This is a genomic window from Rubripirellula reticaptiva, from assembly GCF_007860175.1.
GTDB lineage: Bacteria > Planctomycetota > Planctomycetia > Pirellulales > Pirellulaceae > Rubripirellula > Rubripirellula reticaptiva.
This window is the reverse complement of the sequence record NZ_SJPX01000001.1, coordinates 1,462,961-1,479,257: the sequence shown is the minus strand read 5'-3', so window position 1 is coordinate 1,479,257 and position 16,297 is coordinate 1,462,961. Positions and strand designations below refer to the sequence as shown.

Annotated in this window: 10 protein-coding genes; 4 read left to right on the top strand and 6 right to left on the bottom strand. The window is 56.2% G+C overall.

Annotated elements, in window-relative coordinates; translation table 11 throughout:
- The first annotated feature begins 171 nt into the window (after positions 1-171).
- Positions 172-1,326 (top strand): glutamate 5-kinase, encoded by a 1,155-nt coding sequence (proB, locus tag Poly59_RS05265; RefSeq protein WP_146532959.1) that lies wholly within the window; start codon positions 172-174, stop codon positions 1,324-1,326.
- 28 nt (positions 1,327-1,354) lie between these two features.
- On the opposite strand, the gene nth is transcribed toward proB, so the two are convergent.
- Positions 1,355-2,008, bottom strand: coding sequence for an endonuclease III (nth, locus tag Poly59_RS05260; protein WP_146532958.1), 654 nt, complete (start codon positions 2,006-2,008; stop codon positions 1,355-1,357).
- A 92-nt stretch (positions 2,009-2,100) separates the two neighbouring features.
- Between nth and Poly59_RS05255 the strand changes: the two genes are divergently transcribed.
- Positions 2,101-3,732 (top strand): cation:proton antiporter, encoded by a 1,632-nt coding sequence (locus tag Poly59_RS05255; RefSeq protein ID WP_146532957.1) that lies wholly within the window; start codon positions 2,101-2,103, stop codon positions 3,730-3,732.
- A gap of 37 nt (positions 3,733-3,769) precedes the next feature.
- Here the strand turns inward: Poly59_RS05255 and Poly59_RS05250 are convergent, their stop codons facing one another.
- From Poly59_RS05250 to Poly59_RS05240, 3 genes are all read right to left on the bottom strand, one after another.
- Positions 3,770-5,359 (bottom strand): DUF4153 domain-containing protein, encoded by a 1,590-nt coding sequence (locus tag Poly59_RS05250; protein ID WP_146532956.1) that lies wholly within the window; start codon positions 5,357-5,359, stop codon positions 3,770-3,772.
- A 164-nt stretch (positions 5,360-5,523) separates the two neighbouring features.
- On the bottom strand, positions 5,524-7,005 hold the full coding sequence (locus tag Poly59_RS05245; protein ID WP_146532955.1) for a PQQ-dependent sugar dehydrogenase: 1,482 nt from the start codon (positions 7,003-7,005) through the stop codon (positions 5,524-5,526).
- A gap of 37 nt (positions 7,006-7,042) precedes the next feature.
- On the bottom strand, positions 7,043-10,591 hold the full coding sequence (locus Poly59_RS05240; protein ID WP_246151395.1) for a family 16 glycoside hydrolase: 3,549 nt from the start codon (positions 10,589-10,591) through the stop codon (positions 7,043-7,045).
- A gap of 214 nt (positions 10,592-10,805) precedes the next feature.
- On the opposite strand from Poly59_RS05240, the gene Poly59_RS05235 reads away from it, so the two are divergent.
- Together Poly59_RS05235 and Poly59_RS05230 are read left to right on the top strand one after the other, a co-directional pair.
- Positions 10,806-13,160 (top strand): hypothetical protein, encoded by a 2,355-nt coding sequence (locus tag Poly59_RS05235; RefSeq protein ID WP_146532953.1) that lies wholly within the window; start codon positions 10,806-10,808, stop codon positions 13,158-13,160.
- Positions 13,161-13,230: 70 nt separating this feature from the next.
- A complete protein-coding gene (locus tag Poly59_RS05230) occupies positions 13,231-14,826 on the top strand; it encodes an Hsp70 family protein (RefSeq protein ID WP_186776027.1) in 1,596 nt (531 codons plus the stop codon).
- Between the two features lie 48 nt (positions 14,827-14,874).
- Here Poly59_RS05230 and Poly59_RS05225 read toward each other — a convergent pair whose 3' ends face one another.
- Both Poly59_RS05225 and Poly59_RS05220 read right to left on the bottom strand, forming a co-directional pair.
- Positions 14,875-15,702 (bottom strand): putative RNA methyltransferase, encoded by an 828-nt coding sequence (locus Poly59_RS05225; RefSeq protein ID WP_146532951.1) that lies wholly within the window; start codon positions 15,700-15,702, stop codon positions 14,875-14,877.
- Between the two features lie 2 nt (positions 15,703-15,704).
- Positions 15,705-16,244 (bottom strand): FKBP-type peptidyl-prolyl cis-trans isomerase, encoded by a 540-nt coding sequence (locus Poly59_RS05220; protein ID WP_146532950.1) that lies wholly within the window; start codon positions 16,242-16,244, stop codon positions 15,705-15,707.
- Positions 16,245-16,297: the final 53 nt, after the last annotated feature.

Here is a 16,297-nt window from a genome sequence, read left to right as displayed (position 1 = left end):
GAGTTTCCTGGATGACGGGCACTGTCCTGAGACGCATTCGTCCCGGGTTTGTACAGCGGGGTTCCCCGCAGGTCGATTCCCCGTGACAATTTGAAGTCTTCCAGAATACGCAGATCCGCGTAAAAACAAACCGCAAATCGTACTCTCGCGAGCATCTTCCAAGTCGTGGCCATGAATTCAAGCCCCAAGTCGTCCCACCAAACTCGCAAAAAAACGATCAAGAAGGCCAAATGTGTGGTCGTAAAAGTCGGCACCCGTGTTCTGACGGGAGACGATGGCAAACTTGACCGGCGACGCATTGACGTGCTCGCTCGCGGACTTTGCCGAATTGCCGATACGGGCCGACAAGTTCTGCTGGTCAGCAGCGGCGCCGTCGGCGCGGGACTCGGCAAACTTGGACTTGAACACCGGCCAAGCGGGCTGGCGCAACTGCAGGCGATCGCTGCAATCGGTCAAGCCGACCTGATCCAAGCCTACGAATTGTCGTTGGCCGCACATGGCCGCCATGCCGCCCAAGTGCTGTTAACAGCCGCCGACCTGCGTCGACGATCGGGCTATTTGCACGTTCGCAATGCCCTGACTCAAATTCACGGATTCGGGTCCATCCCGATCATCAATGAAAATGACACCGTCGCGGTCGCTGAACTGAAAACCACCTTCGGCGACAACGATCGATTGGCTTCTCAAGTTGCCGGTCTGTTGGTCGACGCGGTACTGATCATCTTGTCCGATATCGAAGGGCTGTATGACGGCCCCCCTGACATTCCGACCAGCAAGCGTATCGATATTGTCGAAATGATAGACGACGAAGTCTTTGGTTTCGCGCATGACAAGCTTAGCAGCAGCAGCAAAGGCGGTATGGCCAGCAAGCTCAGAGCCGCGAAGCTAGCGACCCATCACGGTCATCCTACGTTCATTGCGCCTGGCCGAGATGACGACGTGCTCGACAAAATCATGGCCGGCGAATCCATCGGCACACTCTTCTTGCCGCCCAAACAAACGATTCGTGGACGCAGGCGATGGATCGGCGCGGCCGCGCCGATTGCGGGCAGCTTGCAACTGGATGCCGGTGCCACCAAAGCACTTATCAAACATGGCAAGAGCTTGCTGGCGGTTGGCGTTACGGCAGTCAACGGCACATTCCCGGCTGGCAGCATCATTGCGTTGCTGGATCCCGACAAAAATGAAGTTGCCCGTGGCCTGTGCAACTATCGCTCGGCTCACATCATCAAAATCATGGGGCAGCCCAGTGACCAAATCCACGACATCTTGGGGTACTGTTCCTACGAAAATGTCGTCCACCGGAACAACATGGTGCTGACCTAAAACTGGCGTGCGCCCCGCAACTTTTCCCCTACGGCTTGTTCCAGACCACTGGCTTGACGCGGCGTGGGTAAAGCTCGGTACAGATCCCGCACTTCGTCCCGTCGCACGCCCTCGCGGTGCAGTGCTCGCGGCCGTAAAAAATGATCTGCAAGTGCAGTTCATTCCATGACGTTTCGGGGAACAGCTTTTTCAAGTCGCGTTCCGTCTGCACGACGCTCTTGCCGCTAGACAATCCCCAACGCTGAGCCAAACGGTGGATGTGGGTATCAACGGGAAACGCGGGTATGCCGAACGCTTGCGACATCACGACGCTGGCCGTCTTGTGCCCCACACCTGGCAACGACTCCAATCCTGCGAACGTTCGCGGGACCATTCCATCGTGATCGTCAACAATCATTTCGGACAGCTTGGCGACATGCTTGGCTTTCTGTTTCGACAAACCAAGGGGACGAATGATTTCTAAAATTGCTGCTTCGCCCAAATCTCGCATCGCAGCAGGCGTTGGCCCCAAACGAAACAATTCTGGAGTGACTTCGTTGACCTTTTTATCGGTACACTGCGCGCTTAACAGCACCGCCACTAACAAAGTAAAGTCGTCGCGATGATCCAGGGGAATTGGCGGGTCGGGATAGAGACTGGCCAACTGATGGCGAACCCAATCGGCACGTTCTTGTTTCTTCAATTTGGCGGCTGCTTTGCAAAAAAACGCACTGTAAACAATAACTGCCCCAGCCTACCACTTGATCCTTCGCACATAAAGAAAGCGTGTCGCTGATGTCTCAGTCGCTCGTCCACGACTTACTAATCATTTTGACCGCAGGCCTGGTCGCCGGATTGGTTTGTCGTTGGCTACGGGCATCGGTATTGATCGGCTATTTGATCGTCGGCGCGATCGTCGGCCGCGAGGTTCTGAATCTGGTTTCCGACCAAGAGCACCAACTAGAACAATTTGCCGAAGTCGGTGTGTTCTTGCTGCTGTTTTCAATCGGTCTCGAATTCTCGATCGATGACTTGAAACGCCTAGGTTCGAAATTGTTCGTGGGCGGCATGGTGCAAATGACGCTCGTCGCAGCACCTGTTGCGATGCTCCTGACGTGGATGCAATTGAGCTGGCAATCGGCAGTACTGATTGCGTCAGCGGTCGCCTTCAGTTCGACCGTGCTGACGTTCAAAGCGCTTTCAGAATGGGGCCAATTCGAACAACCGCACGGACAACGGGCGATCGGAATCCTGCTGTTTCAAGACGCCGCACTGGTTCCGCTCTTGTTGCTCGTCCCGTTACTGACAGGCGGTGCCGATCAGGTCAGCCCGGTCCAGTATGCGATCCTGGCCGCCACGTCGCTGGTGTTTGTCACCGTCGTGATCGCACTGCGATGGATTCTGGCTCGCTGGTTGATCCCGATGTTTGCCAAGTACCGAAGCCCGGACTTGGTCATCTTGTTCACTTTGGTTTCACTCGGCGGTGTCACTCTAGCGGCGTACTCCGTCGGACTGCCACCGGCGGTTGGATCCTTTGCCGCCGGACTGATTTTCAACGGCAATCGGTGGACCAAACAAATCGATGCGTTGGTGTTGCCGTTTCGCGAAACGTTCGCCGCCGTGTTCTTCGTCTGTTTGGGTTTGATTTTCAACCCGGTACTGTTCCTTACCGAACCGCTGTTCATGATCGCATCGCTAGCGGCGGTTATCGCCATCAAAGCGATCGCTGCCACGATCGCATTGAAACTAACAGGGCTGTCATTCAAATGCGCGTTCGGCATGGGCATCGGACTGGCGCATGTCGGCGAGTTTGCTTTCGTGCTAGTGTTGCTGGGACTCGAATCCGGCGTGATCGACGAATCCGTCTATCAACGCGTCGTTGCCATCGCAGTCGGCTCGCTCGTGTTGACTCCACCGCTGATGAAGATCGGACTGCGGTGGACACAGACCGGCGAACACAACGAGCCTTCCGAACCGCAAAGTGCCTATCAAATCACGGCCGGAAAACGGGCCGCGGTGATCGGCGCCGGCCCCATCGGCCGTCGCATGGCATCCCAACTTGAAACATTCGGAAACGACGTCTGCCTGGTCGACCTCAGCCCCATCAATTTACAATTATTCGCGCAAGAAGGTTTCCGCACGGTGGCTGGCGACGCCACGGATCTACAGATTCTAAGAGCCGCCGCAATTGGCGATGCGACCACCATCGTCGTTTGTGTGCCACACGACGAAATAGCGATTCGAATCGTCCGGTCAATTCAAAAACTAAACCGAGCCGGAAACCTAATCGTCCGCTGCCGATATCAATCGAGCGCTAAAAAAATGAAAAGCCTCGGCGCCAATTGCGTGGTCAGCGAAGAAGCCGAAGCCTCCATCGCCCTGGTCCGAGCACTCAGCGCACTCGATGCTCAACAACCCGGCATTTAACACTTCGGTTTAATCGCGTCGTTCCGGTTGTTTGAATTCAATACCACTGCATCGCGTATTCTCGGAACGCATTGATCGCGCGTTCTTGTTTTTTGCGATTGTCGTAGTCCGACCACTTGGATTCGTTTGCCTTCAAGACGCGACGAAGACGACTCGTGCTGGCTTGATAGGCCGTCCAGTGGCCGGCCGACTCGGCCCCAATCGTTTCCTGTCGCTGTGCCAACTTCGCTCGCACGCCCTCGCGAATGATCGGGTCAGGGCAATCCACCAAACCCAACAGTGACACGACACCCTCGTCTTCGATTGGCTTGACGGCAATCATCACCGAAGGTCGCAAGTATCCGTCCGACACGCGAGCGACGTTGTAATGATGAGCCGCATAGTCCACTGGAAAGACACTGTAAGCGATCACCGTCAATGCGAACGCAATCAATTGTCCGCGCAGCAACCACCAAAGGTTTCGTTGACGCCCGATCTTATAAAGCACCAACCCAAAACCGATCACGACCAACGTGATGCCAAAGAATCCGACTGTTCGCATACGAGTCATGCCGTTGTAACCCACATAGATCAACAACCGGTTGTAGACGGCGACGGCCAACAACAAACTCGCGCCGGACCAAATCCACGCCAACTTGCGAAGCGAGTCCAGACGAGGATCCGCCAAAATCGAGCCGCGAAAAATCAACGACAACATGCCGGTCGCCAATGCCAACGCAAACGTCAACCAGGCGGCGCCCTGGTGTGCATAGCCGGCATAGTAAAACCCTTCAGGAAACTCTCGCTTCCACAACGTCATCCACTCAAAGCCCAAGTAAACCGCAAACAACGCAGTCACAGTGATCAAAGTATTGCGAAAAGCCGCATACCACTGGGATTCGGCCTGATCAAACAACACGGTCTCAGCCGACTCGGTCGAACCAACGCGGATCATCGGCAACCTAGGCCGCATCAATCCAATCCCCAGTAACAATGCGACAACACAAAAGGGAATCTCCCAGATCGAAAACCCCGTGATCCAGTTCACCATGCTGGTGACCACGTCCGTCAAACTAGCCGAAACTCGATCAAGCAAATCAGGATTGGCGAACACAAAGATCGAACCAAACACACCGGCCGCGACGATCGGCAACAGTACTGACAGTGATCCGGCCGGCAATTTCCCGCCACGCCCCAAATGCTTGGAAAGATGAAAATGTCCCAACCCAATGGCACCGTCGAACAATGCTCGCGAAGCCAGCACAATGCCTTCCAAAACCATCGGTACGCTGCCCGCGGCGACCATCGAAACGGCAACGACCAACAGCATGCCCGAGAAGACGGTTAGCGAAGATCCCGACCAAACCAATCGGGCAGCCACAACCGCCAAGATGCCGATCGTCCACTTGGCGGACGACTGACGAAGCATCGTCGGAAACAACCAAAAGAACAGAATCGGAACAGATACCAAAAAGATCGCCAGTCCCGTGTATCCATCACTGCGAAAAATCAACAGATCCGCAAGCAAAGTCCAGATAGCCGCCGCCGCAACCTCGCGCACACCTGGCGAAACCACCGCGTCAGAAGTCCCGTTCGGAATCGCCTGGTCGGCTTTGGAAACCGGCGTCTGAGAAAAATCGCCTGTCATCGTTCTATCCGCCCAAGATCCCGTGATTGTGCTTGGAAACCAAACAATGAAGGCGATGGGAACACGGTGTTCCCATCGCCTGAACGTTCGTTTGGCAATTCTGGTACGCAGCAGCCAGAAAGGTGGTTCAAAGGTCCACCCGGCTTCCCAACTGCACCGATTGGCTACTTGGTCTGCAGCCGATTCACCGTGTAATAGGCTTCCGAATGCAACAGCGGCAACTCGTCGGTACCGCGAATCCCATCAGCATGCAATTCATGGACGTGACCGCGTTGCAATCCATCGACCACCAATCGAACCGACATGCCGTCATCGGAAACGGTGGCCGAGGAAATCGTCGGCTCAGTGTGATCCACCTCGGGACTACCGTACTGTTCCCGATACTCGTACGCGTACGTCGTCATCGTGTAGCTCGCAAGATCGCTGGCGGTTTTCGCGTCGACGGGTTTGGTGAAACGCAACTCGAAACCGTCGGCGGTTAAGCTCATTTCCTTGATTTCAAATGGCACCTTGCCGGTCCAATCAAGTCGCTCAACTGCAAACGGCTTATTGCCAACTGATCCCCATCCACGGTTTGTACCACCAACAAATAGAGATCCCGACGGCGACATCTCGGTCGCGACGTTGCCCGAAGCGAATCCCTTTCGAAATGGGAAGCACGCGCCTTGATAAACACCATCAACTTGTTCAAGGAAAACTCGCATCACCCGGCTTTGCGTTTGATCGCTGACGAACAACTGACCATCGAACGGACCGAACTTTCCACCCGTGGTGTCGCAGGCGATCCCCGACGCGCTCTTCCCCATTTTGTCGTACGGAAACAGAATTGCTGGCGGAACCAATTCATCGATGCGGTCAGCTTCGATCCACAACCGACTGCCGCTGACCGGTTCAACAGGCTGCTTCCCGATCACCGATTCGGCTGACTCGTACCATTTCCATCCGCCCGGATGCCCGGCGAACTTGCCTCGTTGCAGAACCTTTAATCCGCACGTTCCGTTCCAAGGCCCTTGGTTGTCGGTATAGAAAACGTCGCCTGCCAAATTCGCGCCGACACCGCCGGGCGAACGCACACCACTGGCAAATGGGATCGTTTCGCCATCCGGCGTGATTTGCATTGCCCAACCTCGATAGGGCACGGCGCTTGAAAACGATCCGGTCAAGCACAAGGTGACGAGCATGTTGCCGTCGGCGTCAAACTTTGATCCGAACGCATATTCGTGGTAGTCACCTGAAACGCCCCATCCGTCGGCGTAGGTTTCAAACACGTCCGCCGTACCGTCGCCATCAACGTCTTGCATCCGAGTGACTTCGGGACGCTGGGTCGCGTACAACCAACCGTCTTTCTCTGCCAGGCTCAGCGGTTCATGCAATCCACGTGCGTAGACGCTAAAGTTGTCCGCCGCGACTTTTTTCGCCAACGGATCGGCCACCATGAAGATGTCACCGCGACGCGAACAAACCGCAAGTCGGCCGTCCGGCATCACTTGAAATCCGCAGGCTTCGATCACTTCATCTTTGGGAGTTTCGAAGGTGGTGATCTGGTAGTAGTCGGCTTCGGTGGGCGAAGCAGCGTGTGAGGCCGACGCGAATCCCAAGCACAGGAACGCGGCAACACAGACGATATTGGAGTTTGAGTATTTCATGAGTCGATTGAAAGTTGAGAGGTCGTTGATGGTCGCGTTACCAGCGGATCGTTTCAGTGATTGTCGAAGACTTGCCCACGGAGATCACCGCTCGCAATGCCTGGGACTGCCCTACTGTGACGATCTGGCAATCGACACCTTCGACCGAGATCGTGAACTTTTGATTGACACGAAATCCGTCATCAGTCGCTCGGATCGAACCGCTTGCGAATTGCCAAACCAAGGCTTCGCCCGTCTTGGTCGCCGACGCATCGACGGTGATTTCCCGGGCCATTTGCGGGTTTTCTTCGCTTGGTGGCAACGGCGCGTCTTGGACTTTAACACCGTCTAGCGAGTACAAGAAAATCGGATTGCCGGACTCGTCCAGTCGGTAGCCACCAAATCGATAGCCACGCTCGCGCCCCGTCGTCTCGGGCCACGCGGCATCGATCGACGCGAGTTTGGCAATCGGTGTTGCCTGTTCGACGTCGATGACGGCGTCACCAAGTGGATCTTGTCGTCCTTGTCCGCGACCAACCCAGTGCAACGATGCATCGATGAAACTGTTTCGCCAAACTCGAGCAAGTGTCATCGCCTCGGCGTCCCAGATCAGATTCAATCCATCGGGATATCCGACTGCGATTCCACGAGCACTGAGGCCGGTAAAAAAGTTGCGATAGATTCGCGGCTTTGTGTCCGCAGCCAGCACGATCGCGCCTTGCTTCAACCCTTCGGGACTCTTCGCACTCTTACCTTGCAATAGATACTGCCACATCGCATCGATCTGTAAAACAGGATCGCCACCGTACAGTCCCGTCAGTGCCGAGACACCGTCAACAAAGCTGTTCGGCATTCGCGTACCGGGTCGATATCCGGTGGGATCTTGTAAGTAACGCTGGAACCACTCGGGACGTAAACGATTCGTCATCTCCAGCATGTCGATCGCACCCAGGCCACCACCTTTGTCACCGCCAAAGCTGTGGCATTTGATGCACGCCAATCCACGGTTGCCAACCGCTTTTCGGCCCGCCGCCAAAATCTTGCTATGTGCGTCGGAGTTTTTCGGGGTTTTCATTTCATCGCTGCGATCGATTGTGACGAACGACTGATGCAGATCGCGCAGCGGCTCGTAACCGAAAACGGGCATCCGCGTCATCATGTAGTCACGAAGATTGCCGCCATTTTGCAAAGCCGATTCAAAGTACTTGTCATTGAGTTTGTCACCGACACCGTCAAGCGGTGGCGGCAAGCGACCTTCCAGGCCCATCTCGGGCATCGTCGAAGTGAACAGCGCGTCGCGGGAAAGTTCGGGGCCGCCAACTTTGTCACGAGCATGACAGGCATAGCAGTTCAACGTTGCCATCGTTAAATGAACTCGGCCCGCATCATCCAGTGGTTTCCAACCGCCATCTTGGCGTGACTCAATCGCAGCGACCAGCGCCGATCGCTGAGCCGGATTCAGTGCGTAATCAACGGCGCGTCCAGTGATCGATTCTGCCAAGCACCCCCGATCGACTCGCAATTCGTCGATCGACGGCGCGCTGGCGACCGCATCGTCGTTGCCCGCGACCGCGTGACAGCTCTTACATCCGGCACTTGCGAACCACTGGCGTCCTTGCGCGACAAGCGATGAATCGGCAACAAATTTGCTAGGTAAAAAGTCAGGCTCACTATTGTCAGGGTCGGCGATCAGAGTGGCGATATCGCTAGCCCCAAACATCGGGTCAACCATCTTCAGAGACAACGCCCGCTGTCCGCCCGCATCGAAATACTCAACACGAATCGGATACACACCGGCAGTCAATTTAAACTTGGCTTCGGTGACCTGGTCGGGATGAATGAAATCGTTCTCCAAGCGATGTTCGCCGATCGAGAACGCGCTGCCATCATCACTGCTCAATTGGAACGTGTACTCACCATCCGCCGAGATCGGTAATTGGGCCTCGAAGACAACACCAAAATTATTCTTGGGTTCGACGTCGTCGATTTTCAACTCGGTCACCGAATCGGTCACCTCGGGAGTCATGGAATCGAAATCGGGCAACCGTTCCCATTTCCCGCGATAGACTCGTCTCGCAAACTTGGCGGTCCCCGGTTGAATGGTCACGTCGCGTGTCAAATATGCGGCGATTGCGAACGCGTCTTCGGCCGACCCGACCAAGCCTGGCATTCGCAGTCCAGGCCGGACCTGGTGCGGGTTTTGCAAGAACCGAGCCAACGAGACGAGCGAATACTTGCGTCCCAAATCACCCAGAGGCACTGACGTCGCCGACGGGGCGGGCGTGTCATTAAAACTTGGGTGACACGCGGCACAACCGATCGAATGGTAGAGATTTGATCCACTGTCAGCCATCGCTTGGCTTGCAGCACGATCGATCATTTTTCCGCCACCGGCATCAATCAAGTAGCTGGCGATTGCCGTTGCACGCTGGTAACGTGCGGCATCGTCCAATACCGGCCAAGGGTCCGGCATCGTGGTGCCGGATTTGGTGGCATGAGGGTTGGCGATCATGTCGACCAACGCGTCAGTTCGAACACGGCTAACGACGCTGGACAAGTCGGGGCCGCGTTGTGATGGCAGACCGGCTACATCACCGCCTGGGTGGCAAGCGCCACAGGCCAACGAGCTGAGCAAAACGTTACCACCGTCGATCGATGGTGTTGGACTTGTCGCAAAGAATCGTTCGAATCCCGGCACGATGGGTCGCCGAGCTTCTTTGTCGGCGTCGCGTGGCAAAATCCAAATGTTGCGAAAGCGAACGGGGTTTCCGTGATCTTGTAGATAGAGAGGGCCTGGCGAAGGTCCTTCGGGCAACTTTGACGCGCGAGTCGCATAGGGTACCGCGACATCATTTTGGACCGTGATTCCATTTAGCCGCACTGTCATGCGGGCGTCGGCAATTTTCTTGTTGGCACCGTCGTAACGCGCGGCAGTGAATTCAACGTCGTAGGTCTGCCACGTCAGCGGCGGAAAACAAGCGTTCACCGACGGAGCGTTGACGGTGTAGACGCCGCCGGTTTCGTTGTCTTTGCCTTCGAGTCCAAACGAATCGAGAATTTGGGTCTCGTAACGAGCTTGGTGATAAATGCCGCTGTTGCCACGTGCTTGGCCCGTCGCCTTTGGCATCCACGGCGTGCGAAACTCGACATGCAATTTGTAGTCGCGAAACTCTCGCTGGGTCATCGCACCTTGGGCAAGCAAACCATCTTCAGCCAATTTGCCTTCGGCCCAATTTTTGTCAATCGAGGCTTGCGTTCCATCAAACAAAACAATCGCGCCGGCCGGTGCATTGGCGCCCATCGTTGGGCTGGTTCGAGCCGTTTTGGTCAGCCCCATGGACATGACCAAGTCTCGTACGACATCCGAATCGGCGTCGACTCGGCGGGGTGGCGTCGATTTGGCACCGGCACCGGGAAGGCCACCTTCGTAGATGACCACGTCAAACTCGCCATCGCCAATGGCGACGACCTGCATGCCCGTTTGGTCACCGACGTATTCGCCTTGGACCTTGAAGTCAGGATCACTTTCGTCACCCCGGCAGACGCCCGAATTGGCCAAAAGAGCCAGCGATGTGGTCAGGAAGATCGCGAAGAGTCGCGAATTCATGCAGTTTGGCATGGAGAGGCAGGGGTGATGGGAGTGCGGGGTTTTGGACGCCGCCAGGCAAACGGAGCGTCACGATATGGACCATCGTAGTTAAACTTTGTGTTTTTCGCAGGCGGCTGGATTCCCTACAATCGGCTTCCGGAAAGAAATATTGCCCTTGCCTTCGAGGGCAAACCAAAACTGACAAAGAAACTCCCGATATCCGTGTTCCTGCATGCTTGATCCACTCTATCAATGGCTAGGCATTCCGCCGGACGAACAGCCGCCCCACCACTATCGCCTGTTGGCGATCACGACGTTCGAATCGGATAATGAAGTCATTAATATTGCTGCGGACAAGCAACTTTCGCACTTGCAGCAGATAACGAACGGCGAACATGCGGCGGAGGCCGAAGACCTTTCCAACCAAGTTTCGGCGGCCCGGCTGTGCCTGTTGTCGCCAGCGCGAAAAAAAGCGTACGACGAACGCCTCCGACATCAGCTTGAAGCCGCAAACTCGTCCGAACTGTCACCCACAGTCGTGTCTGTCGTTGCCCCTGTCCTGGCACCAGTCATTCCGCCGGCTTTAGGAACCGTTGCCGCGTCGTCCGCCGCGTCGTCCGCCCCGGCGCAAAGCTCGGCGCAAAGCTCGGTGCAGGCTGAGCCCGTTGAAACCATTCCGGTTCAGCCCAAGCTACGAACGAGGAATCCACGTGTCGTTCGGTCGCGCGGCCAATCACTGAACTTCATTCATTATTCAGCGTTGCTGGCGCTGGTCGGGTTACTCGCGATCGGAGTTGCCCTCAAGCGAGGTCTCGTGGCGATCGACCCTGAACGCGCTGCATGGCTGGGAATCACGGTGGAACCTGCAGCCCCCGCGGACACTCAAGCCTCGGCCGAAGCAAAAAACGCCAACTCGAAGAACGCGGGCCCGAAGAACGTTTCCGGAAACCGTGTCACTGGCAGCCCGCAACAATCAAGCGTGCAACCAATGACCGTGATGAATCCGGCCCGAGTGAACGAGCATTCACCGCCCACCCACACTCCCTCCTTCGCCGAAATAACGATCTCCAGCGATCCGATCGTCAACTTAACCCAACCTTCGATCTCGCTGCCGTCGATGTCGCACCCTAACTCCGCTCCGGTGCAAAAACCTGACACGCTCACTGATTCGGTTCCATCAGATGACGAAATCATTGCCGCTATGTCGCTCGTCCGAGAACTGTATAAAGACAAGTACAGCAGCGCCAAAACGACCGCCGATCGAGTCTCGCTCGCCGACCAAATGACGGCGGATGGCTTTGAAACCGACGATGATCCTGTCGGACGTTTCGCGGTTTGGAAAGTCGCTCGTGGCATCTATGTCAAAGAAGGGCTGGCGGCGCCGGCCTTAGAAATCATTGACCGCATCACGGATCAGTACGATGGATTTGACCGAGCCAACTCGATCACCGACACAATCATTTCAAGTTCCGAGAATGTATCGGGCAGCAAGATTGCGCCGTTTGTTTCAGTCGCGATCGATACGATCACCGAAATGGAAAACGACCAGCATTATCAGACTGCCATCCAAATTGCCGAAGCAATGGCAGACAGGTTTGGCGACCGAATTCCTCGCAATGCACGAACAGAACTGGCGTCGATTCAGGAACGACTCGTCGCGGGGTGGTCTCGGTTGAAGGCTTACCAAGCGGCCAAGCAAAAGCTGGAATCCACACCTGATGATCCGCGATCCAACCAGATTGCAGGAACTTACTTATGCTTGATCCGTCGCCATTGGACCGACGGGCTACCGTTCCTAGCAAACGGTCCCGAATCGCCAATCACATCGACCGCTCAATCCGAAATCAAACCTGACAAGGACGTGACCGCGGCGACCGAATTGGCCGACGCGTGGCATGACCTTGGCAAGCAGATGCCCGACGCACAAATGCGTGACGCCGCACTGTTGCATTCGATGGATTGGTACACGGCCGCGCAGGGTGCGGCATCAGGACTGATCCGAAAAAAGATCGACCTGCGACTCGACGAATTGCTCGCGATGTATCCCAACCAAGATGCTGGCGAGGCGATCGCCATCAGCGGTGACGTTGGCACCCAAACGCCAGAAATTTCAAATTCGAAGACGCGGACCAGCAACGACTCGCGAATGGATTTCGCAAACGTCAAGTCACAGTCGCTGGACGTTGGCATTGGCCCTCACCCCGACGGAATCGGGCAAGCCGAAGCCGGCGTCGAACTCAATTCCGTCAAGTCGTTGACCGTGACGGGCTCGCTGTCACATGCCGACATCATCACCGTCGATGCCTTCACCAAAAGCGGCTTTGTCGTCGATTATCACACACCCGGCGGCTACACACGTCGCGTATTTCTCGGGACGGGAATGGAACCGGGCCGACAATTCACGACGATGCCTATATGGGGAACCGCCACCGTTCCGGACATCATCACCGACCTGGGACGCCGCGATTCGTATTCAATCGATCTGACCCGGTGGGCCCCCAAGAACTGGGACGGCAAGGTTTGGTTCACCCTGCTGATCGAAAACGCGGGCTCTGATCGGACACTTCGCGCCACGTTATCATGGTGACCCTGCATCAATCGTGACCCTGCGTCACGGCACACCAACCTCGCCCGCACCTCCGTCGCCCGCTAATTCCTTGTCTGAAAAAAAAACTCCTATCGTCGGCATCGATTTAGGCACCACTCGCAGCGTTATCGCATGGGTCGACGCGTCCGGCAAACCGATGACCATCCCCAACGCCGAAGGTGACCCGACAACGCCCTCGGTCGTATTGTTCGAAAGCGATGGCGTTACGGTTGGTAAAGAAGCCCTGAAGGCGCTGCGGGTTCTGCCCGATCAGGTCGCTACGTTTGCAAAACGCGAAATGGGCAATCGCGAATACTCAAAGACGATCAACGGTAAGAACTATCCGCCCGAGATGATTCAGTCGCTGATTCTTGGCAAGCTGAAACAGTATGCGGAATTGCGTCTGCGGACCAAAGTCACCAAAGCTGTGATAACGGTCCCAGCGTACTTCAACGAGCCCAAACGTCGATCAACGATTGACGCGGGCACGTTTGCGGGGCTCGACGTCTGTGCCGTCATCAACGAGCCAACCGCGGCCGCGATTGCCTACGGCGTCGATCGCCAAAGCGAATCGCTTGGACCGCAAATGGTGCTGGTCTATGACTTGGGTGGCGGCACGTTCGATGCGTCGCTAGTCCGTGTCGACGGCAAAAAGTTCGACGTGATCGCGACCGATGGCAACGCAATGTTGGGCGGTGTGGACTGGGACAAGTGTTTGGCTCGATGGATCGACGACGAGTTCGCAGCCAACCACGGCTTTCACCCTTCAAAGTCTGCCGATGGAGAAACGTTCTTGTGGCGTGAAGCCGAAGAACTCAAACACACGCTAACGACTCGCAAGTCGGCCGACGTCCGAATTGTGTTCGAAGGCCGCTCGCTGCAAACCAAGATCACTCGCGAACTTTTCGAGGAACTGACTGCTCACCTGTTGGATCGGACACGGTTCACGATCGCCAAACTGATCGAAGACTCGGGTGTGTCATGGATTGAAGTCGACAAGATCCTGCTGGTCGGCGGTTCGACTCGGATGCCGCAAGTCAGCGAGATGCTGGCCAAAGAAACCGGTGTTGAACCGGATGCCTCGATCTCGGCTGACGAAGTGGTCGCCCATGGCGCGGCCATCTATGCGACATCGCTCAGCCAGTACGCGTCCGCCAATCAATCGGATGCACCGGAGCCTGTTCGAGCCAAATCAAAACAACCCGCCAAGACCGCCAAAACAGATTCGTCATCGCTTCAAATCACCGACGTCAACTCTCACCATCTTGGCGTGATGGGCACCGACAAGAAAACTAACAGGCGAGTCAATCACATCATGATTCGCCGCAACACGCCGTTGCCAGCGTCCAAGACATCCCGATTCGAAACCAACACTGCTAATCAACCCAACGTCGTCGTCGAAGTCGTCGAAGGGGGCGATGCCACGGGCCGCCACGCCACGCCCATCGGCCGCTGTGTGATCCATGGGTTGCCGCCGCATCTAGCCGCCGGCACGCCCGTCGACGTGTCGTTCCAGTACGACACAAATGGGTTGATCCACGTCGAAGCGGTGCTGCCAAGATCGGGTCAAAAGGCCAGCCTGACGATTGACCGAGCGGCTGGATTGTCGAACGAAGAACGTGGCGAAATGGAAGACATCCTGTCCGCCTTGGGCCTGGACGACTAGTTCGAACCACAGCGCTCGACCGCGATTTCGAGCCAACACGCGAGACTACTAGCGCACTCGGCGAAACTGAATCAAGTCGGCGGCCAGCGTGACTTGCATCGTTTCCAGCGACTCCATCCGGGCGTGCTGCGAATGCCGCGCGGCTCGATAGGTCATCGCCAAGGCGTCGGCGATTGCAGCAGGATCGAGTTCGACGCGTTGGTTCCAGTTCACGTGCTCGACGCACTGAAAACCGACCTCAGCCATCTCGTCGACGACCATTTCCCACCGACTGCGTCGACGACCAATCAGTTGAACCTGCTCGCGAAGTTCGATCAAGTCTTCTTCGCCCGGCACGGCAACGATGCACACGCCGCCATCAGCCAGCACGCGGCCAATTTCCGCAACCGGCCGACGTCCGAACAATGAAATCACGCGATCCACACTGCGATCGACCGCGGGCAGAAAGCGATCGGCATTGCCAAGCACCCAAGTCCCAGCCGGCCATCCTCGCGCCGCCAACTTGATCGCTCGTCGCGACAAATCGATTCCGCAATAGCCACTTGGTTCGTCAGCGAACAACGCCGGCCCAAAGGACCCTTCGCCACAACCCAGATCAAGCGTGCGGGGAAGACCCGTCTTTGCCGAATCAACAATCCAAGGCCGCAGTGTCTCGATCAACCCAGCGGCATGACCGCGAGCCAACCAGCGATGCCGAGCCAACACCGCTGTTTCTGCATCGCCCGGATTTTTGGACTTGCGATCTTGGGGCTGCAACAGGCTGAAGTAGCCTTCGCGAGCGCGATCAAAATGGTGTCCGCCACTGCACGACAAACCACCGTCCTGAAGATTCAAGACCGCAGGACAATTGCGAACCGTGCAGCGGAGTTGGAACATCGCTACTTGATTTCCACAAGTTCGACGACGAAGTGCAACCGAGCACGCGGAGGAACCGCTCCGGGCATGCCTCGCTCGCCGTAACCAAGCTGATAAGGAATATCCAATTCAATCATGCCACCTTCGCCGATAAACTGCATGCCTTCGGTCCAACCTTTGATCACGCCACTTAGCGGGAACGGAATCGGGCGTCCCTTGCGATAAGAGCTGTCAAAGATCTCCTTGTTGTCAAACCAGCCCTTGTAGTGCGCAACGACCGAATTCGAAGCGGCCGGTTTTTTCTTGTCGCTCTTACGAAGGATTCGGTACTGAAGCCCGGATGCTGTCTTGGTGAACTTACGGGGTGCGTCCGCGTCAATCTTGCCCGGTGCGACTCGCTCAAGTTTGTCCTTGGGGCCGGCAGTGATCGGTTCTTGAATGCTCTGTTTTAACTTATCAGCCGTGTTGGCGATCCCCTGCAGGGCGGCACCTTGTCCAAAAGTCGAAGCAACCAAACACAATGACGCGGCCAGCGGCGCTACAGCAACAAACATAGATTTCATTCGAGTCACCTTCATCGAGGGAGAATTGAGAGCCGTGGACCGTAGCAGAACCC

Excerpts from the sequence above, each read along its gene's own strand:
- Poly59_RS05220 (WP_146532950.1), bottom strand. The coding sequence starts at position 16,244 with ATGAAATCTATGTTTGTTGCTGTAGCGCCGCTGGCCGCGTCATTGTGT.
- proB (WP_146532959.1), top strand. The coding sequence starts at position 172 with ATGAATTCAAGCCCCAAGTCGTCCCACCAAACTCGCAAAAAAACGATC.
- Poly59_RS05255 (WP_146532957.1), top strand. The coding sequence starts at position 2,101 with ATGTCTCAGTCGCTCGTCCACGACTTACTAATCATTTTGACCGCAGGC.
- Poly59_RS05250 (WP_146532956.1), bottom strand. The coding sequence starts at position 5,359 with ATGACAGGCGATTTTTCTCAGACGCCGGTTTCCAAAGCCGACCAGGCG.
- Poly59_RS05235 (WP_146532953.1), top strand. The coding sequence starts at position 10,806 with ATGCTTGATCCACTCTATCAATGGCTAGGCATTCCGCCGGACGAACAG.
- Poly59_RS05225 (WP_146532951.1), bottom strand. The coding sequence starts at position 15,702 with ATGTTCCAACTCCGCTGCACGGTTCGCAATTGTCCTGCGGTCTTGAAT.
- Poly59_RS05240 (WP_246151395.1), bottom strand. The coding sequence starts at position 10,591 with ATGAATTCGCGACTCTTCGCGATCTTCCTGACCACATCGCTGGCTCTT.
- Poly59_RS05245 (WP_146532955.1), bottom strand. The coding sequence starts at position 7,005 with ATGAAATACTCAAACTCCAATATCGTCTGTGTTGCCGCGTTCCTGTGC.